The sequence below is a fragment of the Streptomyces sp. NPDC008313 genome (genome assembly GCF_042956125.1).
Classification (GTDB): Bacteria; Actinomycetota; Actinomycetes; order Streptomycetales; family Streptomycetaceae; genus Streptomyces.
This window is the reverse complement of record NZ_JBIBFR010000017.1, coordinates 41,743-67,461: the sequence shown is the minus strand read 5'-3', so window position 1 is coordinate 67,461 and position 25,719 is coordinate 41,743. Positions and strand designations below refer to the sequence as shown.

At 74.0% G+C, this 25,719-nt stretch carries 24 protein-coding genes; 13 read left to right on the top strand and 11 right to left on the bottom strand.

The genetic code is table 11. The features are described from left to right. Positions 1-68 precede the first annotated feature (68 nt). The 5 genes from folK to ACFY93_RS23080 form a co-directional block, all read right to left on the bottom strand. Positions 69-680, bottom strand: a complete 612-nt coding sequence (gene folK / locus ACFY93_RS23100) for a 2-amino-4-hydroxy-6-hydroxymethyldihydropteridine diphosphokinase (RefSeq protein WP_391362096.1) — start codon at positions 678-680, stop codon at positions 69-71. Beyond that, positions 677-1,036, bottom strand: a complete 360-nt coding sequence (gene folB / locus ACFY93_RS23095) for a dihydroneopterin aldolase (RefSeq protein WP_391362093.1) — start codon at positions 1,034-1,036, stop codon at positions 677-679. Before folB ends, folK begins: the two co-directional genes overlap by 4 nt. A 200-nt stretch (positions 1,037-1,236) precedes the next feature. Continuing rightward, entirely contained in the window at positions 1,237-1,731 is a 495-nt protein-coding gene (locus tag ACFY93_RS23090; RefSeq protein ID WP_391362090.1) for a nuclear transport factor 2 family protein, read from the bottom strand. Beyond that, entirely contained in the window at positions 1,728-2,627 is a 900-nt protein-coding gene (folP, locus tag ACFY93_RS23085) for a dihydropteroate synthase (protein ID WP_391362079.1), read from the bottom strand. The genes ACFY93_RS23090 and folP overlap by 4 nt, the downstream gene beginning before the upstream one ends. Positions 2,628-2,771: 144 nt before the next feature. Next, positions 2,772-4,628, bottom strand: coding sequence for a phosphatidylglycerol lysyltransferase domain-containing protein (locus tag ACFY93_RS23080; RefSeq protein WP_391362076.1), 1,857 nt, complete (start codon positions 4,626-4,628; stop codon positions 2,772-2,774). A gap of 225 nt (positions 4,629-4,853) precedes the next feature. On the opposite strand from ACFY93_RS23080, the gene ACFY93_RS23075 reads away from it, so the two are divergent. Beyond that, positions 4,854-5,981 (top strand): alpha/beta hydrolase-fold protein, encoded by a 1,128-nt coding sequence (locus ACFY93_RS23075; protein ID WP_391362074.1) that lies wholly within the window; start codon positions 4,854-4,856, stop codon positions 5,979-5,981. Between the two features lie 12 nt (positions 5,982-5,993). On the opposite strand, the gene ACFY93_RS23070 is transcribed toward ACFY93_RS23075, so the two are convergent. After that, complete coding sequence (locus ACFY93_RS23070) at positions 5,994-7,175, bottom strand: betaine/proline/choline family ABC transporter ATP-binding protein (RefSeq protein WP_391362071.1); 1,182 nt, start codon at positions 7,173-7,175, stop codon at positions 5,994-5,996. Between the two features lie 397 nt (positions 7,176-7,572). Here ACFY93_RS23070 and ACFY93_RS23065 point away from each other — a divergent pair, with 397 nt between their 5' ends. From ACFY93_RS23065 to ACFY93_RS23050, 4 genes are all read left to right on the top strand, one after another. Further along, positions 7,573-8,295 carry an ABC transporter permease subunit gene (locus ACFY93_RS23065; RefSeq protein ID WP_391362068.1) on the top strand — a complete coding sequence of 241 codons (723 nt, stop codon included), beginning with the start codon at positions 7,573-7,575 and terminating at the stop codon, positions 8,293-8,295. Next, positions 8,292-9,011: an ABC transporter permease subunit gene (locus ACFY93_RS23060; protein ID WP_391362065.1), complete on the top strand. Its 720-nt coding sequence runs from the start codon at positions 8,292-8,294 to the stop codon at positions 9,009-9,011. The genes ACFY93_RS23065 and ACFY93_RS23060 overlap by 4 nt, the downstream gene beginning before the upstream one ends. A 22-nt stretch (positions 9,012-9,033) precedes the next feature. Further along, positions 9,034-9,996: a glycine betaine ABC transporter substrate-binding protein gene (locus ACFY93_RS23055; protein ID WP_391362063.1), complete on the top strand. Its 963-nt coding sequence runs from the start codon at positions 9,034-9,036 to the stop codon at positions 9,994-9,996. 100 nt (positions 9,997-10,096) lie between these two features. Then, positions 10,097-11,479: a hypothetical protein gene (locus ACFY93_RS23050; protein WP_391362060.1), complete on the top strand. Its 1,383-nt coding sequence runs from the start codon at positions 10,097-10,099 to the stop codon at positions 11,477-11,479. 258 nt (positions 11,480-11,737) lie between these two features. Here the strand turns inward: ACFY93_RS23050 and ACFY93_RS23045 are convergent, their stop codons facing one another. After that, entirely contained in the window at positions 11,738-13,012 is a 1,275-nt protein-coding gene (locus ACFY93_RS23045) for a PH domain-containing protein (RefSeq protein ID WP_391362306.1), read from the bottom strand. Positions 13,013-13,245: 233 nt separating this feature from the next. Next, a complete protein-coding gene (locus ACFY93_RS23040; protein WP_391362057.1) occupies positions 13,246-13,767 on the bottom strand; it encodes a PH domain-containing protein in 522 nt (173 codons plus the stop codon). Between ACFY93_RS23040 and ACFY93_RS23035 the strand changes: the two genes are divergently transcribed. Next, complete coding sequence (locus ACFY93_RS23035; protein ID WP_391362055.1) at positions 13,766-14,950, top strand: NADH-quinone oxidoreductase subunit D; 1,185 nt, start codon at positions 13,766-13,768, stop codon at positions 14,948-14,950. The two genes, ACFY93_RS23040 and ACFY93_RS23035, sit on opposite strands and share 2 nt — an antisense overlap. Here the strand turns inward: ACFY93_RS23035 and ACFY93_RS23030 are convergent. Beyond that, positions 14,915-16,147 carry an SAM-dependent methyltransferase gene (locus tag ACFY93_RS23030; RefSeq protein ID WP_391362053.1) on the bottom strand — a complete coding sequence of 411 codons (1,233 nt, stop codon included), beginning with the start codon at positions 16,145-16,147 and terminating at the stop codon, positions 14,915-14,917. The genes ACFY93_RS23035 and ACFY93_RS23030 overlap by 36 nt on opposite strands. Before the next feature lie 130 nt (positions 16,148-16,277). Here ACFY93_RS23030 and ACFY93_RS23025 point away from each other — a divergent pair, with 130 nt between their 5' ends. The 3 genes from ACFY93_RS23025 (at position 16,278) to ACFY93_RS23015 (ending at position 19,013) form a co-directional block, all read left to right on the top strand. Next, positions 16,278-17,480, top strand: coding sequence for a histidine kinase (locus ACFY93_RS23025; RefSeq protein WP_391362051.1), 1,203 nt, complete (start codon positions 16,278-16,280; stop codon positions 17,478-17,480). A 113-nt stretch (positions 17,481-17,593) separates the two neighbouring features. Next, on the top strand, positions 17,594-18,265 hold the full coding sequence (locus ACFY93_RS23020) for a response regulator (protein ID WP_391362049.1): 672 nt from the start codon (positions 17,594-17,596) through the stop codon (positions 18,263-18,265). Between the two features lie 115 nt (positions 18,266-18,380). Next, a complete protein-coding gene (locus ACFY93_RS23015; RefSeq protein WP_391362047.1) occupies positions 18,381-19,013 on the top strand; it encodes an AAA family ATPase in 633 nt (210 codons plus the stop codon). A gap of 18 nt (positions 19,014-19,031) precedes the next feature. On the opposite strand, the gene ACFY93_RS23010 is transcribed toward ACFY93_RS23015, so the two are convergent. Further along, positions 19,032-20,138, bottom strand: coding sequence for a DUF5937 family protein (locus ACFY93_RS23010; RefSeq protein WP_391362045.1), 1,107 nt, complete (start codon positions 20,136-20,138; stop codon positions 19,032-19,034). 158 nt (positions 20,139-20,296) lie between these two features. On the opposite strand from ACFY93_RS23010, the gene ACFY93_RS23005 reads away from it, so the two are divergent. Next, entirely contained in the window at positions 20,297-20,512 is a 216-nt protein-coding gene (locus ACFY93_RS23005) for a hypothetical protein (RefSeq protein WP_391362043.1), read from the top strand. A 42-nt stretch (positions 20,513-20,554) separates the two neighbouring features. On the opposite strand, the gene ACFY93_RS23000 is transcribed toward ACFY93_RS23005, so the two are convergent. Then, positions 20,555-21,775, bottom strand: a complete 1,221-nt coding sequence (locus ACFY93_RS23000; protein WP_391362041.1) for a beta-eliminating lyase-related protein — start codon at positions 21,773-21,775, stop codon at positions 20,555-20,557. A 238-nt stretch (positions 21,776-22,013) separates the two neighbouring features. Here ACFY93_RS23000 and ACFY93_RS22995 point away from each other — a divergent pair, with 238 nt between their 5' ends. Genes ACFY93_RS22995 through ACFY93_RS22985 form a run of 3 tightly spaced genes read left to right on the top strand, consistent with a single transcriptional unit; the run spans position 22,014 to position 25,716 of the window. After that, a complete protein-coding gene (locus ACFY93_RS22995; protein ID WP_391362038.1) occupies positions 22,014-22,958 on the top strand; it encodes a DUF2520 domain-containing protein in 945 nt (314 codons plus the stop codon). Further along, complete coding sequence (gene panC, locus ACFY93_RS22990; protein ID WP_391362035.1) at positions 22,955-23,944, top strand: pantoate--beta-alanine ligase; 990 nt, start codon at positions 22,955-22,957, stop codon at positions 23,942-23,944. Before ACFY93_RS22995 ends, panC begins: the two co-directional genes overlap by 4 nt. Beyond that, complete coding sequence (locus ACFY93_RS22985) at positions 23,941-25,716, top strand: L-aspartate oxidase (protein WP_391362033.1); 1,776 nt, start codon at positions 23,941-23,943, stop codon at positions 25,714-25,716. The genes panC and ACFY93_RS22985 overlap by 4 nt, the downstream gene beginning before the upstream one ends. Positions 25,717-25,719 lie beyond the last annotated feature (3 nt).

Genomic DNA, 25,719 nt, shown 5'->3' with positions numbered 1-25,719 from the left:
CGTGGTGGCGACGGCCGGCCGGTGTGCCGCCGTCCGCGTGCGTCGTGCGGTCGTCCTGACCTTAACGACTACTCGGGCAGCCGGAGTTCCAGGTCCGCGCGGGGCGTGACGCCCTCCCGGGTGACCTCGCCGAGGAGCCGGGCCACGGGGCCCCGCCCCGGGACGTCGGCCTCGGGCTCCACGTCGTACCAGGGGGCGAGGACGAAGGCGCGCTCGTGGGCGCGCGGGTGGGGGAGCGTGAGCACCGGGTCGTCGGAGACGACGTCGGCGTAGGCAACGATGTCGACGTCGAGGGTGCGCGGGCCCCAGCGCTCGTCGCGGACCCGGCTGAAGGCCTCCTCGACGGCGTGCGCGCGCTCCAGGAGGGAGGAGGGCGGCAGCGTCGTCCGCAGCACGACCACCGCGTTGAAGTACGAGGGCTGGCTGCCCGGCTCCACGCCCCAGGGCTCCGTCTCGTAGACGGGCGAGACCGCCTTGACGCGGATTCCGGGGGTGTCCTCCAGGGCGTCGACGGCGCCCTGGAGGGTCTCCAGGCGGTTGCCGAGGTTCGAGCCGAGGGAGAGCACGGCGCGCCGGGGGTTGCTGAGGGTCGAGTCGGCGGCGTCCACGCGCTCCACCACGGACGCGGGCACCGGCTGTACCGTCGGGTCGCTCTGGTCTCCGGTGAAGAACGCGCTCATACTCGGCTCCGGGTGATGGTGACGGTCACGTCGTCGAAGGGGACCGTGATCGGCGCGTCCGGTTTGTGGAGGCAGACCTCGACCTCCTGGACCCCCTCGTGCTTCAGGCAGGTCCGGGCGATGCGCTCGGCGAGGGTCTCGATGAGGTCGACGGGGTCGCCCTCGACGACGGCCACGACCTCCTCCGCCACGATGCCGTAGTGCACGGTCTTCGCCAGGTCGTCGTCGGCCGCGGCCGGCCGGGTGTCCAGGCCCAGCGTCAGGTCCACGATGAAGGTCTGGCCCTCCTCGCGCTCCTTCGGGAAGACGCCGTGGTGCCCGCGGGCCTTGAGGCCGCGCAGCGCGACACGATCCACGCGAATCACTCCTGCAGTCGTCGGTGACGGCCGGTGCACACCGAGTGCGGTCGGTGTTACGGCCTCGGATGAATCTACCCGCGGGCACCGACAGCGCTCGCCCGTGGGGGCGCCACGGCGCGCGGGCCGGTAGCCGCCCTACCCACGGGACCGCGCTCCCAACCGGGGACCGTGCCTCCCGTCGCCGCGCCGCCCGCCCCTCAGGAGGACGCCTCCTCGCCGTCGTCCTCCCCGGACTCGGCGAGCACGGGGGACGCGTGGTGCGACCAGAGCTTCCAGCCGTCGCCGGTGCGGCGGAACACGTTCGTGGCGACGACCAGCTGGCCCACGAGCGGGCCGAGCTCGTCGCCCTCCTCGGGCGCGGGGCCGCCGCTGAGGATGTTCTCGGTGCAGGTGACCACGGCGGTGTCCCCGGTGACCGAGACGTGGACGTCGGTGAGGAAGAACTGGATGTACTCGGTGTTCGCCATGATCAGCGCGTACGACCGCAGGACCTCGCCGCGGCCGTTGAGGACGGGCCAGCCGGGGTGGACGCAGGAGACCACCGCGGCGGCGCCCTCGATGTCGTCGTCGGAGGTGTCGCGCGGGGCCAGCCACAGGGAGGACAGCTCCTCGAAGTCGCCGCGCTCCAGCGCCTCGTAGAAGGCGGTGTTGGCGCGCTCGACCGCCTCCACGTCGGTCCGGGGAGTGCTCACCGGCCCGCGTCCCCGCCCCGGCTCCCGGCGTCCGGGACGCGGGCGCCCTCCACCGCGCGCGCCACCCGGACGGCGTCCGCGGTCGCCCGTACCTCGTGGACGCGCACGGCCCACGCGCCCTGGTCGGCGGCGAGCGCGGAGACCGCGGCGGTGGCGGCGTCGCGCTCGCGCGCGGGCGGGACGGTGCCCCCCGGTCCCGCCAGCACCCGGCCGAGGAACCGCTTGCGGGACGCGGCGACCAGCAGGGGGTGGCCGAGTTCGCGCAGCCGGTCGAGACGGGCGAGGAGTTCCAGGTCGTGCTCGGCGTCCTTGGAGAAGCCGAGACCGGGGTCGACCACGATCCGGTCGGGGGCGATGCCGCCCTCCAGGACGGCCTCCACGCGCGCGTGCAGCTCGTCGACGACCTCGGTGACGACGTCCTCGTACGTGCCTTGGACGTTGGCGCCCTCCAGGAGGCCGCGCCAGTGCATGACCACGAAGGGCGCGCCGGCGGACGCGACGACCGGGATCATCGCCGGGTCGGCGAGACCCCCGCTGACGTCGTTGACGAGGGCGGCGCCGGCCGCGAGCGCCTGCTCGGCGACGGACGCGCGCATGGTGTCGACGGACACGGTGACGCCCTCGGAGGCGAGGCCCCGTACGACGGGGACGACCCGCTTGAGCTCCTCGGCCTCGTCGACGCGGGTGGCTCCCGGCCGGGTCGACTCGCCGCCGACGTCCACGAGGTCGGCGCCCTCGGTGGTGAGCGCGAGGCCGCGCTTGACGGCGGCCGCCGTGTCGAACCAGCGGCCCCCGTCGGAGAAGGAATCGGGCGTCACGTTGACGACCCCCATGACCGCGCAGCGGTCCCACGTCGGCAGTCCCGCCACTCGGCCGCGCCGGCTCATCGTGCTCATATGACCAGCCTAGGCCCCCGGGGTGCCCCCGCTTCCCCCGCGGAGGGGTCGTCCGCGGGGGCGCACGGCCCGGGGCCGGCCCGCGCGGGGCCCGGTGGGAGGGGGGAAGGGCACCGCGCGGGCCTCCGCGCGCTCCGGCGGTTCCTACGCGGCCCGGACCTCGCGGTCGGCCGGCCGGTGGGCGCAGGGGCGCTGCGGAGCCGGCCCGCGGCGCAGCGGGCGGGGCGCGGCGAGGGTGACGAAGCCCTCGGCGCGCAGGGCTGCGAGGCCGATGCGCGGCAGGTCCCTGGGCGAGCGGTAGACGACGAAGCGGGGCTCCCAGCGGGGCCGGAACTTGGCGTTGAACCGGTAGAGCGACTCGATCTGGAACCAGCGCGACAGGAAGACGAGCAGGCCGCGCCAGGCGCGCAGCACCGGCCCGGCCCCGATCTTCTCGCCGCGGGCGAGGGCCGCGCGGAACATCGCGAAGTTCAGCGACACGCGGGTGATCCCGAGCCGCGGTGCGGCCTGGAGCGCGGCCACGATGAGCAGTTCGTTCATGCCGGGGTCCGCCGAGCGGTCGCGCCGCATCAGGTCGAGGGAGACCCCGTCCCGGCCCCACGGGACGAAGTGCAGGACGGCCTTCAGGTCGCCGTAGGGGCCGGGCCCGGCGGCGGTCCGGGCGTCACCGGCCGCCGCGCCGGACGTGCCGGCGACGGGGCCGTCGACGCGGTGCGCCGTGGCGATCAGGCAGTCGCCGTCGGCGGGGTCGCCGATGCGGCCCAGCGCCATGGAGAAGCCGCGCTCGGTGTCCGTGCCGCGCCAGTCCGCCGCGGCGCGCCGGATCCGGTCGAGTTCGCCCTCGCCGAGGTCACGGACGCGCCGTACCCGGGTCTCGTAGCCGGCCCGCTCGATGCGCTTCACCATCTGGCGCACGTTGCGCATCGCGCGCCCGGCCAGGGAGAAATCCGCGACGTCCACCACCGCCTCGTCGCCCAGTTCGAGCGCGTCGAGGCCGGTCTCGCGCGTCCACACCTCGCCGCCGGTCTCGGAGCAGCCCATGACGGCGGGCGTCCAGGAGTGGGCCTTCGCCTCGTCCATGAAGCGCTCGATCGCACCGGGCCACGCCTCGACGTCGCCGATCGGGTCGCCGCTGGCGAGCATCACCCCGGACACCACGCGGTAGGTGACGGCCGCCTTGCCGCTGGGTGAGAAGACGACGCCCTTGTCGCGGCGGAGCGCGAAGTGGCCGAGGGAGTCGCGGCGGCCGTGCTTGTCCAGGAGCGCCCGCAGACGAGTCTCGTCGTCCCCGGTGAGGCGGGCGGCCGGGTGTTCGGGACGGAAGGCGAGGTGGATCGTGGTGACGGCGGTGAGCAGGCCGAGGGCACCGAGGGAGAAGGCGACCGTCCAGGATGTGTTCCCGGTGTAGTCGACGGGGCCCTCGAATCCGGCCAGCCCGTACAGCACATGGGTGATCCGGTCGGCGAGGCTCGGGTCGCCGACCAGCCGGTCCGGGTGGACGCTGACGATCACGAGCCCCAGGACCAGCGAACCGGCGCCCATCAGGACGAAGTTGGCCAGCGCGCGCCAGCGGCTGCGCGGGTCGGGCAGCGCGGCGAATTCACTCCGGTGGCGCAGCAGCGGCACGAGCAGCGCCAGCGAGATGACGGCGCCCAGGAGGGAGTGCCGGTAGCTGAACTGGGCCACGGCTCCGGCCGGCAGCAGCACCACGGCGGCGCGCCACGCGCGTCGTTTGTGCCGGCGCAGCCCGTGGGCGAGCAGCAGCAGGAGCACGCCCGCGCTGAGCGAGAGCGCGGCGGCGAACGGGCCCAGCGAGCCCGGCAGTACCTCGGCGAGGGTGTGCATGCGGCTGTGCCGGAAGCGCGGGAAGACACCGGCGGCGATGTCGAGGAGGCCCACGAGCGTGCAGGTCCTGGAGACCAGGGCGGGGACGGCCTCGGGGCGCGGACCGCGGATCGTGCGCCGGGGTCCGCCCGTTCGTTCCGGAACCGCACCCGACATTTCCGCATCTATCCTGACAGACATCGCAACCCGTAGTTCCGCGAGAGATCGTGAATCCGGTGCCAATCCGGCATCCGGCGACATTGCGCCCTCTAGGACGGTGTCTTGGGGGGCCAGGTTCACTCCCCTCCGGAAAGCCGTGCCGAACGGCGGGCAGAACCCGGGCCAAGGCCTCGCGACGGCGAGGGCGGATCCAGGACGGAAAGCGCAGGCAGGAAACACCCCATGGGTCTCACGAGCAACAAGGTGCTGGTGCTGGCGGTCTCGCTCGCCGTACTGCTGTTCGTCGGCACGGTGTGGCTGTGGCCGCGGCTGGCGCGACGGAGCCTGGGGGCGGTCGGCGGCCGGATCGGCCTGCTGCTGGCCACCCAGGTGGCGATCGTGCTCGCGCTCGGCCTGAGCGCCAATCAGGCCTTCGGGTTCTACGCCAGCTGGGCGGACCTGCTCGGCAGGGAGAACGGTCAGGGCGTGGTCCTCGACCACACCGCCGCCGGCGCGGACGGCGGACCCCTCCGGGTGGTCGGCACCCAGGAGGTGAGCGTGGCGGGCGGCTCGCGGCCCCGGGTCGGCGGCCAGATCCAGGAGGTCGCCGTCGTGGGCCGTACGACCCGCATCGCCACCCGGGCGTACGTGTACCTGCCGCCGGAGTACTTCCAGCCGCGGTACCGCACGCGCACGTTCCCGGCGGTGGTGGTCCTCACCGGATACCCGGGGACCGCCCAGGCGCTGATCAAGGGACTGCCCTATCCGCAGACCGCGCACGAGGAGGCCAAGAACGGCAGGGCGCAGCCGATGATCCTGGTCATGCTGCGGCCCACCGTGGCGCCCCCGCGGGACACCGAGTGCGTCGACGTCCCGGGCGGCCCGCCCACCGAGTCGTTCTTCGCCGAAGACCTGCCGGACGCCGTGTCGGCCCACTACAGGGTGGGTACGAAGCCCGGGAACTGGGGCGTCGTCGGCGACTCCACCGGCGGCTACTGCGCGCTGAAACTCGCCGTCCACCACCCGCAGGCCTACGCGGCGGGGGCGGGACTGTCGCCCTACTACGCGGCGCCCACCGACGCCACCACGGGCGACCTCTTCCACGGCGACGAAAAGCTGCGCGACGAGGCCGACCTGAGGTGGTACCTGGGACACCGGCCGGCGCCCGACACGTCCCTGCTGGTCACCAGCAGCCGCCAGGGCGAGGCCAACTACCAGGACACGCTGGACTTCATAGAGCTGGTGAAGTCGAGGCCGCCGACCCGGATCTCCTCGATCGTCCTCGACAGCGGCGGGCACAACTTCAACACCTGGCGCCGCGAGATCCCGCCGGCCCTCCAGTGGCTCAGCGGACGGCTGACCGGCCGCTGACGCCCGGTGACCTCAGCCGTCCCCCGCGGCCGCAGCGGGGTCCAGCGTGCCCACCGACTCCAGCTCGACGTCCGCGCGGGCGATGTCCCGCGCGTCGGCGGCCGTGGACCGGCGCAGCGCCTCGTGCAGGCGCGCCGGGGTGAGCACGCCCAGGAAGCGGCCCTCGCCGTCCTCGTCGATGACGGCGATCCAGCCCGCGTCGTGCTGCAGCATCGTCGAGAACGCCTGCTTCAGGGACGCGCCCACGGGCAGCCACGCCTCCATCCGGCGGGCGTGCTCGCGCACGGTGCCGGTGCGCACGCGCGCGTGCTCCGCGGAGATCCAGCCGTGCAGCGCGCCGTCCGCGTCGAGCACGACGGCCCAGCGGGCCCCGCTGTCGAGCTTCCGCGGCAGCGGATCGTCCAGCCGTACCACGGGCGGCTGTTCGAGGTCGCTCTCCTCGATGGGGGTCACGGACAGCCGCTTGAGACCGCGGTCCGCTCCGACGAAGTCGGCCACGTACGGGGTGGCGGGCGCGCCCAGTACGGCCGAGGGGGTGTCGAACTGCTCGATGCGGCCCTGTCCGTAGACGGCGATGCGGTCGCCGAGCCGCACGGCCTCCTCGATGTCGTGCGTGACGAACAGCACCGTCTTGCGCACCGACTGCTGGAGCCTGAGGAACTCGTTCTGCAGGTGCTCGCGGACCACCGGGTCGACCGCGCCGAACGGTTCGTCCATCAGCAGGACGGGCGGGTCGGCGGCCAGGGCCCGTGCCACGCCGACGCGCTGGCGCTGGCCGCCGGACAGCTGGTCGGGATAGCGGCCGCCGAAGGTGCGCGGGTCCAGGCCGACCAGGTCGAGGAGTTCGGCGGCGCGCTCGCGGGCCTTGGCGCGCTTGACGCCGAGGAGGTGGGGGACGGTGGCGGTGTTGTCCAGGACCGTCCGGTGCGGGAAGAGGCCGACCTGCTGGATGACGTAGCCGATACGGCGTCTGAGCCGGACCGGGTCGACGGCCGCTATGTCCTCGCCGTCCAGGAGGATCCGCCCGGCGGTCGGCTCGATGAGGCGGTTCACCATCTTCATGGTGGTGGTCTTGCCGCAGCCGGACGGGCCGACGAGCGTGACCAGTTCGCCCTCCGCTACCTCGAAGGACAGGTCGTCGACGGCCGTGGTGCCGTCCGCGTACCGCTTGGTGACGTTCTCGAACCGGATCATGACTCCCCATTGTGGCCGTCGGCGCGGAGCGTTGTGTGAAGACGGTGTTTCGTTCGTACGGCGTCCATCGGCCATTGTCAGTGGTGCGTACTAGGGTCTGTCCGGCGGATCAAGTCGCAGTGAGCCGGCGGTGCCTGATCAGCGCCGGTGAGCGGGGACCGGTGCGTGCAGCTGCAAGGCGGAGGAGGGCGACATGGCGGAGCCATGGCAACCGACGACAACGCCGCAGATGTGCGTGCCGGTTCCCGCGTCTGCGGCATGATCCGCCGGACAGACCCTAGGGTCTCCTGTCCGGACCGGTCCGGGCGCAACGTCCCGGAGCCGCCGGCGACGGGAACGACGGGCGGCTCGTCGGTCCACTGACATATGTTCGGGTGTTTCGGGGGAGGTGGGGCGGGTGAGCAAGCAGAACTGTCTCGTGGCGAACGACTGGGTGTGCGGGGAGTACGTCCGCTCCCGCAGCCAGGAGCTCATCGACGCGACCGTCCAGCACGTGGGCATCACCGCCGCGGCGGTCGCCATCGGCGTGGCCGTGGCCTTCCCGCTGGCGCTGCTCGCCCGGCGCGGCCGGGCGTTCGAGGCCCCCATCCTGGGGCTGACCACCGTCCTGTACTCGGTCCCGTCGCTCGCCATGTTCTCGCTGCTGCTGCCCGTGTTCGGGCTCTCGGCCTCGCTGGTGGTCACCGGCCTCGTGCTGTACTCGCTGACGATCCTCGTGCGCAACATCCTCGCGGGCCTGCAGGCCGTCCCCGAGGACGCCCGGGAGGCGGCGCGCGGCATGGGGTACGGACCGGTGCGGCTGCTGTGGGAGGTCGAGCTGCCGCTGGCCCTGCCCGCGATGCTGGCCGGGGTGCGCATCGCGACGGTGTCCACGGTGGCGCTGACGACGGTGGGCGCGATCGTGAACTACGGCGGCCTCGGCACGCTGATCCTCGACGGCCTGCGTTCCACCTTCAAGGCGCAGGTGCTCACCGCGTCCGTGCTGTGCGTGCTGCTCGCGGTCGCTGCGGACCTGCTGCTGCTCGGACTGCAGCGGCTGCTCACGCCGTGGACCCGGACGCCCCGCACGTCCCGCATACGGCGGCGTCCGGCCGCGGAGAAGGTGACGGAGCCCGCATGAACGCCATCTCGGGTGCGTACGACTGGCTGACGACCGGCGCCAACTGGCAGGGCGAGAAGGGGGTCTGGCACCGGCTCGCCGAGCACCTGTACTTCAGCGGGGTCACCCTCGCCGTCTCCTGCCTCGTCGCGCTGCCGCTCGCCCTGTGGCTCGGGCACATCGGCAAGGGGGGCGCGCTCGCGGTCAACATCTCCAACGTGGGACGTGCCGTGCCCACGCTGGCGGTGCTCGTGCTGCTGACCCTGACACCGCTGGGGCAGCAGGGGGACCTGCCGACGCTCATCGCGCTGGTGCTGTTCGCCGTGCCGCCGCTGCTGACCAACGCGTATCTCGGGATGCGGGAGGTGGACCGGTCGGTGGTCGAGGCCGCCCGCGGGATGGGCATGAGCGGCGGCCAGGTCTTCCGGCGCGTCGAACTGCCCCTCGCGTATCCGCTGGTGATGACGGGACTGCGGTCGGCCGCCGTGCAGGTGGTCGCCACGGCGACCCTCGCCGCCATGGCGGGCGAGGGCGGCCTCGGCCGGATCATCACGGCCGGCTTCAGCCTGCAGAACACGCCGCAGGTGGTCGCGGGCGCCTTCCTGGTCGCGGTGCTCGCGCTCCTGGTGGAGGCGGTGCTGGTGGTGGCGGGCCGGATCTTCGACCCCTCCCCTTCGTCGCGTTCCCGGTTCCGCGCGGGCGGCGAGGTGCTCGACGGCGGACGTCCAACTACCTGATCCTGAAGAGGGGAACGAAACGATGAACAGCAGAACGCGTCGGATGGCGGTCGCGGCGGTCGCCGTGGGCGCGCTCACCGCCTCGCTCGCCGCCTGCGGCGGTGACAGCCTGGAGGACGACGGCCCGGACAAGGGGGCCGGTGGCGGCAAGGGCGAACTCGTCGTGGGCGCCGCGGGATTCACCGAGGCCAAGGTCCTCGGCGAGCTCTACAAGCAGGTCCTGGACAACGCCGGATACAGCGTGACGGTCAAGACCGTGGAGAACCGCGAGATCTACGAACCGCAGCTGGAGAAGGGCGCCATCGACGTCGTCCCCGAATACGCGGCGACCCTCGCGGAATTCCTCAACCTGAAGGAGAACGGCGCCGACGCGAAGACGGTCGCCTCCAGCGATGTCGACGCCACGGTCGCCGCGCTGAAGAAGCTCGCCGGGCCGAAGGGACTCAAGGTGCTGCCGCCGGGCGAGGCGGTCGACCAGAACGCGTTCGCGGTGAGCGCCGAATTCGCCCGGAAGCATCACCTCAAGACGCTTTCGGATCTCGGTAAGTCGGGCGTCAAGGTCAAGATCGCCGCCGGTGACGAATGCGAGACCCGCCCCTTCTGCGCGCCCGGTCTGAAGAAGACGTACGGCATCGACGTCTCCGGGATCGACCCCAAGGGCGTCGGGACGACCCAGTCCAAGCAGGCCGTCAAGAACGGCACGGACCAGCTGGTGCTGACCACGACCACGGACGCGACCCTCAAGAACTTCGACCTCGTCCTCCTGGAGGACGACAAGAAGCTGCAGAACGCGGACAACGTGCTTCCCGTGGTCAACGCGAAGGACGCGGGCGGTCAGGCGATTGCGGACGCCCTCTCGGAGTTGACCCGGACGCTCACCACGGACGATCTGGTGGAACTCAACCGCAAGGTCGACGCGGAGCGTCAGAAGGAGGCCGATGTGGCCGAGGAGTATCTGCGGTCGAAGGGTTTGATCAAGAAGTAGCGCGCCGGGGGATGCCCGTGGCGGTGTGAAGCGTTCGAGGTGGCTGTGTTTTTACCGGGCGGGGCACCATGATTCGCCTACTCGCGGTAAGTTTCTGGCCATGCCACGTGGACGTCACCGCCATTCCCCGCCCTTGCACAGGCTGCTGCCTCCTTCGGCGATCGCGGGCGTCTCGCTCGTCTGCGCCGTGGGGCCCTGGCTGTTCACGGAGCCGCTGGTGCTCCGTGGGCTGGCCGCGGGCGCCGCGGTGACGGCGGTCGTGGGCGCCTTCGTCATGCGCCGCTGGGACGCGGCGGCGGGCAGACGCGTCGCCGACCTCACGCGCGCGCGGGCGAGCGACGAATGGCGCTACGAGGAGCGCGTCGCCGAACTCGAGACGGATCTGGACGAATCGCGCGAACTGCGCGTCAAGCTGGAGCACAAGCTGCGGGCGAAGCGGGCCGAGCTGGCGGGCCTGCGCAACGAACACGCGGCGCTGCTGCGGCGGTACGCCACGGCCGAGACGGAACGGGCCACCGCGCTGGAGGGCCGCCGGCTGCTCGCGATAGAGACGACGGTCCCCTCGCGCGAGCTGACGGCAGGGCCGTCGGCGACCGTCGCGGAGAGCGGGACGCGGCCCGGCTCCGGGACCGGGGCCGGACCGACGTCCGGCTCCGCCGGGGGACCGGACTCCGTGGCCGGGCCGGACTCCGCTGTCGCGTCCGACGCCGAGACCGTGGCCGGCGCGGGTGTGTTCTCGCCCGGGGGTTCGGCCCTGTTCCTGCGGGCCGACGCGGCCCTCAGCCGCCTCGCCGAAGCCGGCCGCCACCCTGACTCCGGGGCACCCGACGGCGGACCGGAGCCGACGGCGGCCGAGGAGACGGCGGACGAGGCGACGGCGGACGGCCTCGCCGAAGGCGGCGCCGATGTGGCCAAAGGCGGCCCGGTCAGGGACGCCGCCGTCAAGGAGGCCGTGAGGGACGCCGCCAGGGAGGCCGTGAGGGCCGACGCGGTGCGGGCGGAGCCCGTGCGGGACGACGCGGACCCCGCGCCCGGCGCTTCCGCGTCGGACGCCCCCGCCGGGGAGGACGAGGCGCAGGGGAAGCCCGGGGCGGCCGACGAGCACGGGCACGCGGCCGCCGTGGAGAAGCCGGCCGAGCCCGTCGCGCCGGTCAAGCGCACCCGTCCCTCCGGTCACTTCACCGTGCCGACCGCCGTGGCCGTCGCCCCGCAGTCGCCGTCGCGCCGCCCCTCCGTCCAGGGCGGCTTCGACTTCTTCGGCACCCAGAAGGACTCGTCCGCGGACGCGATGGAGGCCGTGCAGAACGAGGACCTGGCCGACGTGGTGGGCCAGGAGGCGCTCGCGCTGCACAAGGCCGAGTCCGAGGGCGTGTTCAAGCCCGCGGACGAGGAGTCCCGGGGCATCGGCCAGGTCATCGACCTGACCGCGCACGACGAGACCGAGCAGATCGACCTGACGGGGCTCCGCAGCGCGGTCTCCTGACCGGCTGCCGGCACCCCGGCCGAGGCCCGCACCCTCCGGGGTGCGGGCCTCGGTGCGTTCGCCACCCGCGAGCGGCGGCGGCGCGGGCGGCCCCCAGGCCATCGCTACCAGGCGGGCTGCGGCCTGCGGACCGCGGCCCGGAGTCGGCCGCGCCCGCGCCCAGAGGTACCGGTCAACTCACGCCGGTCCGCCGGTCCGGCGTCCCCGTCGGCCCCCGCCTGCCTTCGTCCAGCGGCGGCCCCGGGCGGTCGCTTCCGGTCACTCCTCCCGCATCCAGCGGTCCGGCGGCGCGTGGCGTCGTCCGGTGCGGGAGCGGTCGGCCTGGGAACGGAGCAGGTCCGCCGCCTCCCCGGCGTCCCGCAGCCGCGCCGTCACCGTCTTGCCGGCCCCCGTGTCCACATGGACGTCGGCCACCCGCCTGAGCCGCGCCCATGGCCCCTGCCTCAGCCGGACGCTCTGCACCTTGGCGTGCGGGACGAGCGCGAGGCTGCGGCGCAGCAGCCCGCGCCGCGCGGCGAAGACGGTGTCGGTGACGGCGAGCCCGTACCCCCGCCACCACAGGGGAACGCACCAGCCGGCCCGGCGCGGCGGCCGGGACAGCGCGGACGGCACCGTGACACCGGGCAGCACCCGCGTGACCACCAGCTCGGCGACCGCGCGCGGAGCGACGGGCAGCAGCACGGAGTTGGACGATCCGGCCACGTCCAGCTCGACACGGACCCAGCCCCGCCGCCGCCACAGCAGCGGCTCGACGATCCGTACGGTCTGCACGCGCCCCGGTGGCACCGTCTCGTGCGCCCGGTCCAGCAGCCCGTGGTCGATCCGCAGACCGTCCGGTGACTCGCCGACCGTCCAGTCGTACTCGGTGACGAACCGCCCCACGCTGTTCGCGCCCGCCGCGCCGAGCAGCGGCAGCGCGGCCGCGAGCACCGTCCACACGCTGTGCGTGGCCAGCCAGAGCAGCGGTGGCACGACGAGGACGGCGGTCAGGGTGCCCCAGGTGGCGCCGGTGAGGAGGAGCGAGACGGCCAGGACGCCCGCCGGGACGTGGAGCAGCCGCCGGGACGGCGCCTCGCCGACCTCGTGGGCGGTCTCGGGGGCGAATCCGGCGGCCCGGGCCAGCAGTTCGGCGCGCAGGGCGCGGGCCTGTGCCTCGCCGAGGTAGGCGAGTTCGTCCTTCTTGTCGGTGCCGATGACGTCGAGTCTGAGTTTGGCGACGCCGGCGACGCGCGCCAGCAGGGGCTGGGTGACGTCGACGGCCTGGAGCCGTTCGAGCCGGATGTGCGCGGTACGCCGGAACAGCAGGCCCGTACGGATGCGCAGCTCCGTCCTGGTCACGGCGAAGTGGGTGAACCACCAGGTCAAGAAGCCGTAGAGGGCGCCGCCCGCGAGGAAGACGGCGAAGCCCAGGAGCAGCGTCGTGGAGGAGAGCCGGTTCAGCTGCCGCTGTGCCTGGTCGGGGTCGTGCGCCGCCCAGCCGATGATGACGGCGACGGGCGCCCAGGCGCGGCGCAGCGGCGTCACCGGATGCAGCCGCCGCTCGTGCGGCTCCGGCTCCGGCGCCCGCGCGCGGCCGTCCGCCTCGGGGCGGACGTGCGCTCCAGGCGACTCAGGCGACTCAGGCGCCTCAGGCGTCTCGTGCGCCTCACGGCCCGGGGACTTCTGCTCCGGCTCCCGCGCGCGGCCGTCCGCCCGGGGGCGGAGGTGGGCCCCGTCCTCCCGTTCGCCCTCCGGGCCGTCCCCGCCTCCCCGCCCGTCCCCGTCGCTCACAGTCCCGCCGATCGGGCCTCGCCCAGTTCCGTCAGCCGGTCCCGCAGCCGTTCGGCCTCCTCGGGGTCCAGGCCGGGGATGCGGGCGTCCGTCGCGGCCGCCGCCGTGTGCAGCTGGACGCCGGCCAGCCCGAAGTGCCGTTCCACGGGACCCGAGGTGACCTCGACGAGCTGCATCCGTCCGTAGGGCACGACCGTCTCCTCCCGCCACAGCACGCCCCGGCTGATCAGCAGGTCGTCGGCGCGCTCGGCGTACCGCCAGGAGCGCCAGTTGCGGCCGAGCATCACCCACCCCCACGGCATCAGGGCCAGGGGCAACAGAGCGAAGACCGCCCATTCCGGTCCGGCGAGCAGCCCCGGCACCAGCGCCACGGCCACCGTCAGCAGCCCCAGCCACACCACGAGCAGCAGCCGCCGCATCCGCAGCAGCCCGGGAGGCAGTCCCGTCCACACCGGACCGTCCGCCGTGCCGTCGCCGTGCCCGCCGTCCCCGGTGCCCCGAGTGGTCCCCGTCTCCATGCCGCAAGCGTACGTAGGACAGACTGGTGCCATGACTCCTACGACGGAGACCACGGTCGGTATCGGCGGCGCGGCGGAGAGCACCGACATGGTGCTCAACATCGGGCCTCAGCACCCGTCCACGCACGGCGTGCTGCGGCTGCGCCTCGTCCTCGACGGTGAGCGGATCCAGCACGCCGAGCCGGTCATCGGCTACATGCACCGCGGCGCGGAGAAGCTCTTCGAGGCGCGCGACTACCGCCAGATCGTCATGCTCGCCAACCGTCACGACTGGCTCTCCGCCTTCTCCAACGAGCTGGGCGTCGTCCTCGCCGTGGAGCGGATGCTCGGCATGGAGGTCCCCGAGCGCGCGGTGTGGATGCGCACGCTGCTCGCGGAGCTCAACCGGATCCTGAACCACCTGATGTTCCTGGGGTCGTACCCCCTCGAACTGGGCGGTATCACCCCGATCTTCTACGCCTTCCGGGAGCGCGAGGATCTCCAGGCCGTCATGGAGGAGATCTCCGGCGGGCGGATGCACTACATGTTCAACCGCGTGGGCGGCCTCAAGGAGGACCTCCCCGCCGGATGGGCATCCCGCGCGCGCGGGGCCGTCGCCGCGCTGCGCTCGCGCATGGACGTGTACGACGACCTGGTCCTCGGCAACGAGATCTTCCGGGCCCGCACGCGGGGCGTGGGCGTCCTCACGCCGGCGGCGGTGCACGCCTACGGGGTGAGCGGGCCGATCGCCCGTGCGTCCGGGGTCGACTTCGACCTGCGCCGCGACGAGCCGTACCTCGCGTACGGGGAGCTGGGCGACGTCCTGAAGGTGGTCACCCGCCAGGAGGGCGACTGCCTCGCCCGCTTCGAGTGCCTGCTGCAGCAGACGCACAACGCGATCGACCTCGCGGACGCCTGCCTCGACCGCCTCGCACACCTGCCGCCCGGCCCCGTCAACCAGCGGCTCCCCAAGGTCCTCAAGGCGCCCGAGGGGCACACGTACGCGTGGACCGAGAACCCGCTCGGCATCAACGGGTACTACCTCGTCAGCAAGGGCGAGAAGACCCCGTACCGGCTGAAGCTGCGCTCCGCGTCCTTCAACAACATCCAGGCGCTCACCGAACTGCTGCCGGGCACGCTGGTCGCGGACATGGTGGCCATCCTGGGGTCACTGTTCTTCGTGGTCGGCGACATCGACAAGTAGCGCCTCGGGCGGTGCGTCCGGCAGGCCGACGGGCTGCAGGAGCCAGCCGAAGTCCCCGAGCCCGCCGGGCGCGGTGAGCTCGGCGGCCTCACCGGCGGCCGCGAGGGCCCGTACGTACCCCGTCGGGTCCGTCGCCGCCAGGGACAGCGGCGGCCGCCCGCCGCGCACGCCGAGGGCGCGCAGGGCGGCCCGCTGGGTCGTCAGCGACCCGCCGGGCAGCGCGCACGCGTCCAGCGCGACGTGGGCCGTGATGTCGCACGACCCGTCCGGCACGGGCGCCGTCTCGCGACCCTCCCGGAAGCCGGTGAGCGTACCGAAGGGCGGCCGTGCCGCCGCGAGGTGCGCGTAGTCGACGGCCACGGCGAGCCCCCGCCCGAGCGAGCCGACGGCCCCGGCCCAGGCGAGGTCCCGGGGCCACCCGATCTCCACGCGGCATCCGGTCCCGGCGCGGGACTCGGCGCGGCCGTCGGATCCGGCCCCGGCGTCGGACTCGCTCACGTCGTCGGACTCGGCCCCGCTCCCGGTACCGCACTCCTTCCCGGTGCCGGGCTCCCTCCGGGCGCCGGTCGCCACGGCGTCGAGAGTCTCCGTAAGGGGCCCCGTACGGGGCCCGCCCGCGTCCTCCGTCCCCTCCGGCCCCGCCGCCCCCGGCGCGGCGGGCCACCAGCGGGCCAGCCACGCCGCGTCCGCCCCGGTCACCGGAGCGCCGAGGCGTTCCGTCCCGTCCGGTGCCACGAGGACCAGGCGCGGCACGCCGTCGGAGTCCACCTCGGCGACGTCCAGGGGGACGTTGTCCAGCCACTCGTTGGCGAACAGCAGACCACTCACACCCGGGGGCGGCTCGGCCAGCCACGTGACGCGCCGGTCGAGGCCCGTGGGCCGGCCGGCGCGCTCGACGGCGTACGCCCGCGTGCGGGAGACCACGTCCGCCGGGAGCGCGGCGAGTACGCCGGTCACCAGTTCGCCCCTGCCCGCCGCCATGTCGACGAACGCCAGTTCCGCGGGACGGCCCAGCGCCTCGTCGACGCGGCACAGCAGCCGGGCCACGGCCCGCGCGAAGAGCGGCGAGGCGTGCACGGAGGTGCGGAAGTGACCCGCGGGGCCCTCGGGCCTGCGGTAGAAGCCCCGGGGCCCGTACAGCGCGTCCTCCGTCGCCGCACGCCACCCACGCCACCCGTCCGCCGCCCCACGTCCCATCACGCCAGGCTAGGGCCTCCCGTACGCGGGATTCCGGATGCCCTCTCCACCTTGCGGAGTACGCGGGGCGCCCTGGGATCGGCCCTTCGGTTGACCCCTGCACCCTGCACGCTTCCCTACTCTGGGTTACGTGCAGCGTCTCTATGACTTCCTCCGCAGGCACCCGACATGGGTCGACGGCTTCTGGGCCCTCGTCCTGCTCGGGATCTCCATGGTGGGCGGAGCCATGAACCGGGAGTCCGGCGGTACGGACAACCCCTGCCTGACGGTGCCGGTCACCGTGCTGCTCTGCCTGGTGATCGCGCTGCGCAGGCGCATGCCCGAGAAGATGCTGCTGCTCACCGGCGTGCTCGGCCTGGCCCAGCTGGTCTTGGACGTGGCGGTGACACCGGCCGACTTCGCGATGCTGGTGATCATCTACACCGTCGCGGCGGACGGGGCCCGCTGGGCCTCGCGGGCGGCCCTGACCTGCGGCCTGCTCGCGGCGCCCCTCTCCCAGATCCGCTGGCCGCAGGACCACGTGAACCCCTGGGGCAACGTCCTGATAGCGGTGTTCCAGGCGGTGCCCTTCGTGCTCGCCTGGGTCCTCGGCGACTCGATCCGCACCCGCCGCGCCTACCTCGCCCAGCTGGAGGAGCGCGCCGCCCGGCTGGAGAAGGAGCGGGAGGCGCAGTCCAAGGTGGCGGTCGCCGCCGAGCGCGCCCGGATCGCCCGCGAGCTGCACGACGTCGTCGCGCACAACGTGTCGGTGATGGTGGTGCAGGCGGACGGTGCCGCCTATGTGCTGGACGCCGCCCCCGACCAGGCCAAGAAGGCCCTGGAGACCATCTCCTCGACCGGCAGGCAGGCCCTCGCCGAGATGCGCCGCCTGCTCGGCGTGCTGCGCACCGGCGAGCACCAGGAGAGCGGCGAGTACGTGCCCCAGCCGGACGTGGAGCAGCTCGACGACCTCATCGAGCAGGTGCGCACCGCCGGTCTCCCCGTCGACTTCAAGGTCGAGGGGACCCCCCGCCCGCTGCCGAGCGGCGTCGAGCTCACGGCGTACCGCATCGTGCAGGAGGCTCTGACCAACACCCGCAAGCACGGGGGCGCGAACGCGGGAGCGAGCGTGCGCCTGGTCTACTTCGACGACGGCCTCGGACTGCTCGTCGAGGACGACGGCAAGGGCGCCCCGCACGAGCTGTACGAGGAGGGCGGCGCCGACGGCCAGGGGCACGGCCTGATCGGTATGCGCGAGCGGGTCGGCATGGTCGGCGGCACCCTGGACGCGGGACCGCGGCCGGGCGGCGGCTTCCGCGTCAGCGTCCTGCTCCCGCTCAAGCCCGCCCTCTGACCACCCCGTCGAACATCCGCCCTCCGACCACCCGTCGAACCCGCCCTCCGCCCCCTACCGACCCGGCCCCCGCCCCTCCCCGTACCCGCTCCCCCCGAAAGGACCGACCCCCGATGGCGATCCGCGTGATGCTCGTCGACGACCAGGTGCTGCTGCGCACCGGCTTCCGGATGGTGCTCGCCGCCCAGCCGGACATGGAGGTCGTGGCCGAGGCGGGCGACGGCGTCGAGGCCCTCCAGGTGCTGCGCGGGACGCCGGTCGACGTGGTCCTCATGGACGTCCGGATGCCGAAGCTGGACGGCGTCGAGACGACCCGCCGCATCTGCTCCGACCCCGAGCCGCCGAAGGTGCTGATCCTGACCACCTTCGACCTCGACGAGTACGCGTTCTCGGGGCTGAAGGCGGGCGCGTCCGGGTTCATGCTCAAGGACGTGCCGCCCGGCGAGCTGCTCACGGCCATCCGCTCCGTGCACAGCGGCGACGCCGTGGTCGCGCCCTCCACCACCCGGCGGCTGCTCGACCGCTTCGCGCCGATGCTGCCCAGCACCGGAGGGGAGCCCCGGCACAAGGGGCTGGAGCGGCTCACCGACCGCGAGCGCGAGGTCATGGTGCTCGTCGCGCAGGGCCTGTCGAACGGTGAGATCGCGGCCCGGCTCGTGCTGTCCGAGGCGACCGTGAAGACGCACGTCGGCCGCATCCTGACGAAGCTTGGGCTGCGCGACCGCGTTCAGGTCGTCGTCCTCGCCTACGAGACGGGCCTCGTCCGGGCCGGCGGACAGCCCTGACGGCACCGGCTGCCGGGAACGGCAACGGCAACGGCAACGGCCGAGCGGAACCGTCGACGGGCGCGGTCGGCCGGACGGCCTGACCGGGGCCTCGCGGGGTCGGTAGGGTCTGCGCATGCTCCTGTGGATCAACGGCCCTTTCGGGGGCGGCAAGACACAGACCGCACACGAGATCCGGCGACGGCTGCCCGGCAGTGTCATCTGCGATCCGGAACACGCCGGGTTCGGTCTGCGCCGCATGATGCCGCCCGAGCTGCGCGGGGACTTCCAGGACCTGGCCTCCTGGCGGCAGGGCGTGTTCGAGGTGCTCGACCTCGCTCTCACCCGGCACGACGGCGTGGTGATCGCCCCCATGACCGTCACCGACTCCGGCTACTTCGACGAGACGGTCGGACGCCTGCGCGAACAGGGCCACGACGTCCGGCACTTCGCGCTCCTCGCCGAGCGCGAGACCGTAATGGACCGGCTGCGCGAGCGCGGCTTCGGGCACCTGCTGCGGTACGTCGGCGGGAAGGACGCCCCGCTGCGCCGGGAGAGCTGGGCCGTCCAGCAGCTCGACCACTGCCTGGAGCGGCTGCGGGAACCCGAGTTCGCCGAGCATCTGTGGACCGACCACACCACGGTCGCCAGGACCGCCGACCGGATCGCCGTACTGGCGGGGCTGACCCTCACGCCGAACACGGACGGCGCGCTGCGCGGGCGGCTGCGGCGCACCTGGACCGGCGCGAAGCACATCCGCTTCGACTGACCCGCCGGCCTCGGGCGGTCAGCGCAGCAGGCCCTCGAGGAAGTCGCTGCCCAGCCGGGCCACCACGCTCACGTCGAGCTGGTGCAGCACGTACCGTCCGCGGCGGCGCGTGGTGATCAGGCCCGCCTTCTTCAGCACGGACAGATGCCGGGATATCTCGGGCGCCGTCACCCCGTGCACCCGCGCCAGCTCGCCGGTCGTGTACGCGGTGCGCGCCAGATGGCGGCAGATCCGCATCCGGACCGGATGCGAGAGCGCGGTCATCCGCAGGGTCAGCTGCTCGACCGAGGGCGGCGCGGCGAGCTCGGGCGAGGCGACCGGGTAGTGCAGCACGGGCTGCCAGCGATACCGGTGGAGCACCATCAGGTGCGGCCGGCCGAGGCTGGTCGGCACCAGCAGGAGACCGCCGTCCGCGGTGACGGTGCGGCCGTCGGTCAGCTTGTCGACGGTGATGAGGCCGGCGGGCTCGTCCAGCGACAGCGCGGGGGAGACCGAGGACAGCGCCTCCGCGAGCCCCTTGTGGCGCAGGAGGTCCGTCTTGTGCCGGGCGTCCGCCGCCAGCGGGTGGCGCAGCCGGGACCAGGTCTCGGCGAAGAAGGCGTCGTCGCAGTCGCGCAGGAACTGCCGCAGCCAGGCCCTGACGCTCGGCGGGTCGTCCAGCAGCCGCCGGGTGAACCGGACCTGCCGCGGCCCGCGCGAGGCGGCCAGTTCGAGGGCGCGCTCGCGCACCTCGGGGTCGGAGAGCGCGTCGGGGCCCTGCGTGTCGTAGGCGAGGGCGCAGCTGAACTCGAGCGCCGCGTCCACGAACTGCTCGTCGGAGAGCTTGTCCAGCAGATCGAGGTCGTCGGCGAGCGTCGCTCCGGGCAGTGTGGTCCCGCCCGGGACGCCCGCGGCGGGCAGGAAGAGGTCCGAGAACGTCGTGCGCCACAGGAAGTCGGCCTCGCACATCCGGTCGGCGAGGTGCGCGTCGAGGCCGGCGGTCACGGTGGTGGCCCAGCCCTGCAGCCCCGGGTGGTGGCCGGGCTCGGACAGCGCGTGCAGGGCCATCCCCAGCTCGGCCAGGGGGGAGGGCACGACGGCGATCCCCTCCGGCCGCAGTCCCGTGATGTCGATGCGCACACTCATGACCTCATGGTGCACCCCGCCACCGACAGGACCGCCGCCGATTGACGGGAGCCGTCAATCGGGACGACGCCGGCCCCGGGCGGGTGCAGGCTTGGACCACCGGGGCAACCGCGGGGCCCACGGATCCCCGTCTCCCCGTCACGAAGAGGCGATCCGCGATGAGCGTCACCCAGCAGTACCTCCTCGACACCTACCGCGCCCGGCAGCACGGCGACCCTCTCCCGCCGGCGCCCGGCACCCACGACCTGAGGGCCGCCCGCGAGCTGCGCGACTACCGGCGGTTCAGGGCGGTCCTGGCCGGCCACCCGGCCCGGGGCAGGATCCGGGAGGCGCTGGTGCGCGGCCTGCGCGCGCGGGCCCACCCGAGCGGCTGAAGACCCGCCCCCGCCCCAGGCCCCGGCCCCGCACCCCGGGCCTCAGCCCGCCGCCACCTCCCGCAGCCGCTCGCAGAAGTCCGCGACGGCCGCCCGCACGTCGTCCGCCGTCCACTCCAGGCCCGGCTGTGCCACCGTGACCTCGGTGTGCGCGAGGCCGGGGCCGCCACGGGCCCAGGACTGCGGGAAGAGGGCGGTCTTCGTCTCCTCGGCGTGGCGCGTCGCCGCCTCCGTGAGGACGTCCGGGGCGTACGGGAGCCAGATCTGGAACTGGTGCGTGTGCGGCTCCTCCGGATGGATCCGCACCCACGGCACCCCGGCCTCGGTGAACCCCTCCCGCAGCGCGGCGGCGACCACGCGCGCGTGGGCCACGTACTCCGGGAGCCGGGGCAGCTCCCGGTCGAGACCGATCAGCGCGGACAGGACGGTCGGGAACTGGTGGATGATCATGCCGCCGTAGCGGTGCCGCCAGGTCTTCGCCTCCTCGACCAGGGACCTCGGACCCGCGATCGCGGCTCCGCCGAACCCTCCGAGCGACTTGTAGAACGAGACGTAGACGCTGTCCGCGAGCCCCGCGATCTCGTCCAGGGGGCGGCCGAAGTGCGTGGTGCACTCCCAGAGCCTGGCCCCGTCGAAGTGGACCACGGCGTCCCGTTCGCGCGCCGCCTCCGTGACGGCCTCCAGCTCCTCCCAGGTCGGCAGCACGAAACCGGCGTCCCTCAGGGGCAGCTCCAGCATCAGGGCGCCGAAGGGCTCCGCGAAGTCCCGTATCTCGTCGGCGGTCGGCAGCCGGGGCTCGTCCGTCACCCGGACCGGCCGCAGGCCGCTGAGCTGGCTGAACGCATGGCGTTCGTACGTCTCCGGATGGCTGAGCGCGTGCATCGCGACCGTCGGGTCGCCGGTGCGGCCCGCCCAGCAGCGCAGGGCGGCCTGCTGGGCCATGGTGCCGGTCGGGAAGAACGCGGCGGCCTCCTTGCCGAGCAGGCCCGCGACGCGCTCCTCCAGGGTCTCGACGATGCCGTCGCCGTACATGTCGGCCGGCCGGTCGAGGTCGTACACGTCCTCCGCGCCCTCGGCCAGCCAGGCGAGCCGCTCCCGGACGGCCAGCTGGAAGGAGGGCTGCCACAGGGCGCGTTCGGCGCCCCGCGCGGCGGCCGTGCGGCGCTCGCGTCTCCTGGCCGCCTCGTCCGCCGCCTCGTCCGCCACCTGCTCGGCCATCCGCTGCTCGACCTGCTCCGCCGGCTCGCCCGCTGTTTCGCTCATCCCCGGATCATGCCCCGCGCCGTGGCACGGCGGCACCCGGTTTCCGGCCTCCCGTGGCCGTCCCGGCCTGCCCACGACACGTCGCCCGGGGCCCGCCGGGCACCCCGTCCCGTCCGCTGTCGGGCGTGCCGTGACCCACAGCCTGTGGACAACCGGACGCCCGCGGAACCAATCGCGTTAACATGACGAGAAATCGTCCGGTACCCCGAGCGGACTGGAACGGGAAGGCCGCCGTCGAGTGAGTACATTCCATCAGCCAGACCCCCCGTCGGACCCGAGCAACCGCCCGGCGCGGCTCACCGTGGGCGTCGTCGGCGCCGGCCGTGTCGGCCCCGCGCTGGCGGCCGCGCTCCAGCTCGCCGGACACCGCCCGGTGGCCGTCTCCGGGGTCTCCGACGCCTCCGTACGGCGCGCCGCGTCGATGCTGCCCGACGTCCCGCTGGTCACCCCGGCGCAGGTCATGGAGCGGGCCGAGCTCGTCCTGCTGACCGTCCCCGACGACGCCCTGCCCGGCCTCGTCGAGGGCCTCGCCGAGACCGGCGCCGTCAGGCCGGGCCAGCTGCTCGTGCACACCTCGGGGCGGTACGGCGCACGGGTGCTCGACCCGGCCCTGCGCGCGGGCGCCCTGCCGCTCGCCCTGCACCCGGCGATGACGTTCACCGGCACCCCCGTGGACGTCCAGCGGCTGGCCGGCTGCTCGTTCGGGGTCACCGCGCCCCAGGAGCTGCGGCTGGCCGCCGAGGCGCTGGTGATCGAGATGGGCGGTGAGCCGGAGTGGGTCGCCGAGGAGTCCCGGGCGCTCTACCACGCGGCCCTCGCGCTCGGCGCCAACCACCTGGTGACCCTGGTCGCCGAGTCCATGGAGCTGCTGCGCACGGCCGGTGTCGAGGCCCCCGACCGGATGCTCGGCCCGCTCCTCGGCGCCGCCCTGGACAACGCCCTCAGGTCGGGTGACGCGGCCCTCACCGGCCCCGTCGCACGCGGTGACGCCGGTACGGTCGCCGCGCACGTGACGGAGCTGCGCAGGCACGCCCCGCAGACCGTCGCCGGCTATCTGGCCATGGCCCGGGCGACCGCCGACCGCGCGCTGGCCCGGGGCATGCTCAAGCCGGAGCTCGCCGAGGACCTGCTGGGGGTACTCGCCGACGGTGCGACCCTTCCCGACGACGGGAGCGAGAAGTGACCGACATCCTGCGCACCGCCGCCGAGCTGCACGCGCGCGTGCCGGAGGGCCGCCGCGCCGTCGTGATGACCATGGGCGCCCTGCACGAGGGGCACGCCACCCTGGTCCGCGCCGCCCGGGAGATCGCCGGGAGCACCGGCGAGGTGGTCGTCACCGTCTTCGTGAACCCCCTCCAGTTCGGCGCCGGAGAGGACCTCGACCGCTATCCCCGCACCCTCGACGCCGACGTGAAGATCGCCTCCGTGGCCGGGGCCGACGCCGTGTTCGCCCCCTCCGTGGACGAGGTCTACCCCGGCGGCGAGCCCCAGGTCCGGATCACCGCCGGGCCCATGGGCGAGCTCTGCGAGGGCGCCTCACGGCCCGGCCACTTCGACGGGATGCTCACCGTCGTCGCCAAGCTGCTGCACCTCACCCGTCCCGACGTGGCGCTGTACGGGCAGAAGGACGCCCAGCAGCTCGCCCTGATCCGGCGCATGGTGCGCGACCTGAACTTCGGGGTGGAGATCGTCGGCGTGCCGACCGTGCGCGAGCCCGACGGACTGGCCCTCTCCAGCCGCAACCGCTACCTGTCGTCCGCCGAGCGGCGCACCGCCCTCGCGCTGTCCAGGGCGCTGTTCGCCGGCCGCGACCGGCACGCCGCCCAGGAGGCGCTGCGCGCGCGAGCCCTCGAAGTGCCCGCCACGCGGGCGCGTGCCGAGGGACTCAGCGCCCTCGGCGAGTCCCGCGCCGCCGCCGACGCGCACGCCGTCGCGAAGGCCGCGCCCGGCGGCCCCGCCGCCGTCCGGGCCGCCGCCCGCCTCGTCCTGGACGAGGCGGCCCGCCTCGAGCCGCCGCTGGCCCTGGACTACCTGGCCCTGGTCGACCCGTCCGACTTCACCGAGATCGCGGACGGTTTCACCGGCGAGGCGGTCCTCGCCGTCGCCGCCCGGGTCGGCACGACCCGGCTGATCGACAACATCCCCCTCACCTTCGGAGCCGCCTCGTGACCGGCACAGGTACTGGCATACGACTGCATGCCCCCGCCCCCGGCTGGGCCCTCGCCGCCGACGTCGTGGTCGTCGGCTCCGGGGTCGCCGGGCTCACCGCGGCCCTGCGCTGCGAGGCCGCCGGCCTGCGGACCGTCGTCGTCACCAAGGCGCGTCTCGACGACGGCTCCACGCGCTGGGCGCAGGGCGGCATCGCCGCGGCCCTCGGCGAGGGCGACACCCCTGAGCAGCATCTCGACGACACGCTGGTGGCGGGCGCGGGCCTGTGCGACGAGGAGGCCGTGCGCATCCTCGTCACCGAGGGCCCCGACGCCGTACGGCGGCTCATCGCGACCGGCGCGCACTTCGACGAGTCGGCCGGGGGCGGCCTGGAGCTGACCCGAGAGGGCGGCCACCACCGCCGCCGCATCGCGCACGCGGGCGGCGACGCGACCGGAGCCGAGATCTCCCGCGCGCTGGTCGAGGCCGTGCGCGAGCGGGGCGTGCGCACGGTCGAGAACGCCCTCGTGCTCGACCTGCTCACGGACGCCGACGGCCGCACCGCCGGCGTCACCCTGCACGTCATGGGCGAGGGCCAGCACGACGGCGTCGGCGCGGTGCACGCTCCGGCCGTCGTGCTAGCGACCGGCGGCATGGGCCAGGTGTACTCGGCGACGACCAACCCGTCCGTCTCCACCGGCGACGGCGTCGCGCTCGCCCTGCGCGCCGGGGCCGACGTCTCCGACCTGGAGTTCGTGCAGTTCCACCCGACCGTGCTGTTCCTCGGCGCGGACGCCGAGGGCCAGCAGCCGCTGGTGTCCGAGGCGGTACGCGGCGAGGGCGCCCACCTCGTCGACGCGGACGGCGTGCGCTTCATGACCGGGCAGCACGAGCTGGCCGAGCTCGCGCCCCGGGACATCGTCGCCAAGGGCATCATGCGGCGCATGCAGGAGAAGGGCGCCGAGCACATGTTCCTCGACGCCCGCCACTTCGGCGCCGAGATGTGGGAGCACCGCTTCCCGACGATCCTCGCCGCCTGCCGCGCCCACGGCATCGACCCGGTGACCGAGCCCGTCCCGGTCGCCCCGGCCGCCCACTACGCCTCCGGAGGCGTACGCACCGACGCGCGGGGCCGTACGACGGTGCCGGGCCTGTACGCGTGCGGCGAGGTCGCCTGCACCGGCGTCCACGGCGCCAACCGGCTCGCCTCCAACTCCCTCCTGGAGGGTCTGGTCTACGCCGAGCGCATCGCCGCCGACATCGCCGCCCGCCACGAGGACGACCGTCTGCACGCGCGCGTGCCCGCTCCGGTGGAGCACCCCGAGACGCCGGAGCACCCGCTCCTCGGTGCCGAGACCCGGTTCGCGATCCAGCGGATCATGACGGACGGGGCGGGCGTCCTGCGCTCAGAGGCGTCGCTGCGACAGGCCGCCGAACGGCTCCAGCGCCTGCACACCGACGCGCGCGACGCCCTCGACGAGAACGGCAAGACGGCCGAGCCCGGCGTCGACACCTGGGAGGCCACCAACCTCCTGTGCGTGGCCCGCGTCCTGGTCGCCGCCGCCGGGCTGCGCGAGGAGACCCGCGGCTGCCACTGGCGCGAGGACCACGCCGACCGGGACGACACGCACTGGCGGCGCCACATCGTCGTACGGCTGAATCCGGACCGGTCGCTCGCCGTGCGCACCACCGACACAGCAGACTTCCCCCCGACCCGCCCCGGCGCTCTCGACCCCGGTCGAGCCGGGGAAACCCGCGAGCCCCAGCCGGCGTCCCGTCCACAGGAGCAGTGACAG

Bases quoted from the DNA above. Each gene is read 5' to 3' on its own strand.
- folK (WP_391362096.1), bottom strand. From the start codon at position 680: ATGAGCGCGTTCTTCACCGGAGACCAGAGCGACCCGACGGTACAGCCG.
- folP (WP_391362079.1), bottom strand. From the start codon at position 2,627: ATGAGCACGATGAGCCGGCGCGGCCGAGTGGCGGGACTGCCGACGTGG.
- ACFY93_RS23080 (WP_391362076.1), bottom strand. From the start codon at position 4,628: ATGTCGGGTGCGGTTCCGGAACGAACGGGCGGACCCCGGCGCACGATC.
- ACFY93_RS23075 (WP_391362074.1), top strand. From the start codon at position 4,854: ATGGGTCTCACGAGCAACAAGGTGCTGGTGCTGGCGGTCTCGCTCGCC.
- ACFY93_RS23070 (WP_391362071.1), bottom strand. From the start codon at position 7,175: ATGATCCGGTTCGAGAACGTCACCAAGCGGTACGCGGACGGCACCACG.
- ACFY93_RS23060 (WP_391362065.1), top strand. From the start codon at position 8,292: ATGAACGCCATCTCGGGTGCGTACGACTGGCTGACGACCGGCGCCAAC.
- ACFY93_RS23055 (WP_391362063.1), top strand. From the start codon at position 9,034: ATGAACAGCAGAACGCGTCGGATGGCGGTCGCGGCGGTCGCCGTGGGC.
- ACFY93_RS23050 (WP_391362060.1), top strand. From the start codon at position 10,097: ATGCCACGTGGACGTCACCGCCATTCCCCGCCCTTGCACAGGCTGCTG.
- ACFY93_RS23035 (WP_391362055.1), top strand. From the start codon at position 13,766: ATGCCGCAAGCGTACGTAGGACAGACTGGTGCCATGACTCCTACGACG.
- ACFY93_RS23040 (WP_391362057.1), bottom strand. From the start codon at position 13,767: ATGGAGACGGGGACCACTCGGGGCACCGGGGACGGCGGGCACGGCGAC.
- ACFY93_RS23030 (WP_391362053.1), bottom strand. From the start codon at position 16,147: ATGGGACGTGGGGCGGCGGACGGGTGGCGTGGGTGGCGTGCGGCGACG.
- ACFY93_RS23020 (WP_391362049.1), top strand. From the start codon at position 17,594: ATGGCGATCCGCGTGATGCTCGTCGACGACCAGGTGCTGCTGCGCACC.
- ACFY93_RS23015 (WP_391362047.1), top strand. From the start codon at position 18,381: ATGCTCCTGTGGATCAACGGCCCTTTCGGGGGCGGCAAGACACAGACC.
- ACFY93_RS23010 (WP_391362045.1), bottom strand. From the start codon at position 20,138: ATGAGTGTGCGCATCGACATCACGGGACTGCGGCCGGAGGGGATCGCC.
- ACFY93_RS23005 (WP_391362043.1), top strand. From the start codon at position 20,297: ATGAGCGTCACCCAGCAGTACCTCCTCGACACCTACCGCGCCCGGCAG.
- ACFY93_RS23000 (WP_391362041.1), bottom strand. From the start codon at position 21,775: ATGAGCGAAACAGCGGGCGAGCCGGCGGAGCAGGTCGAGCAGCGGATG.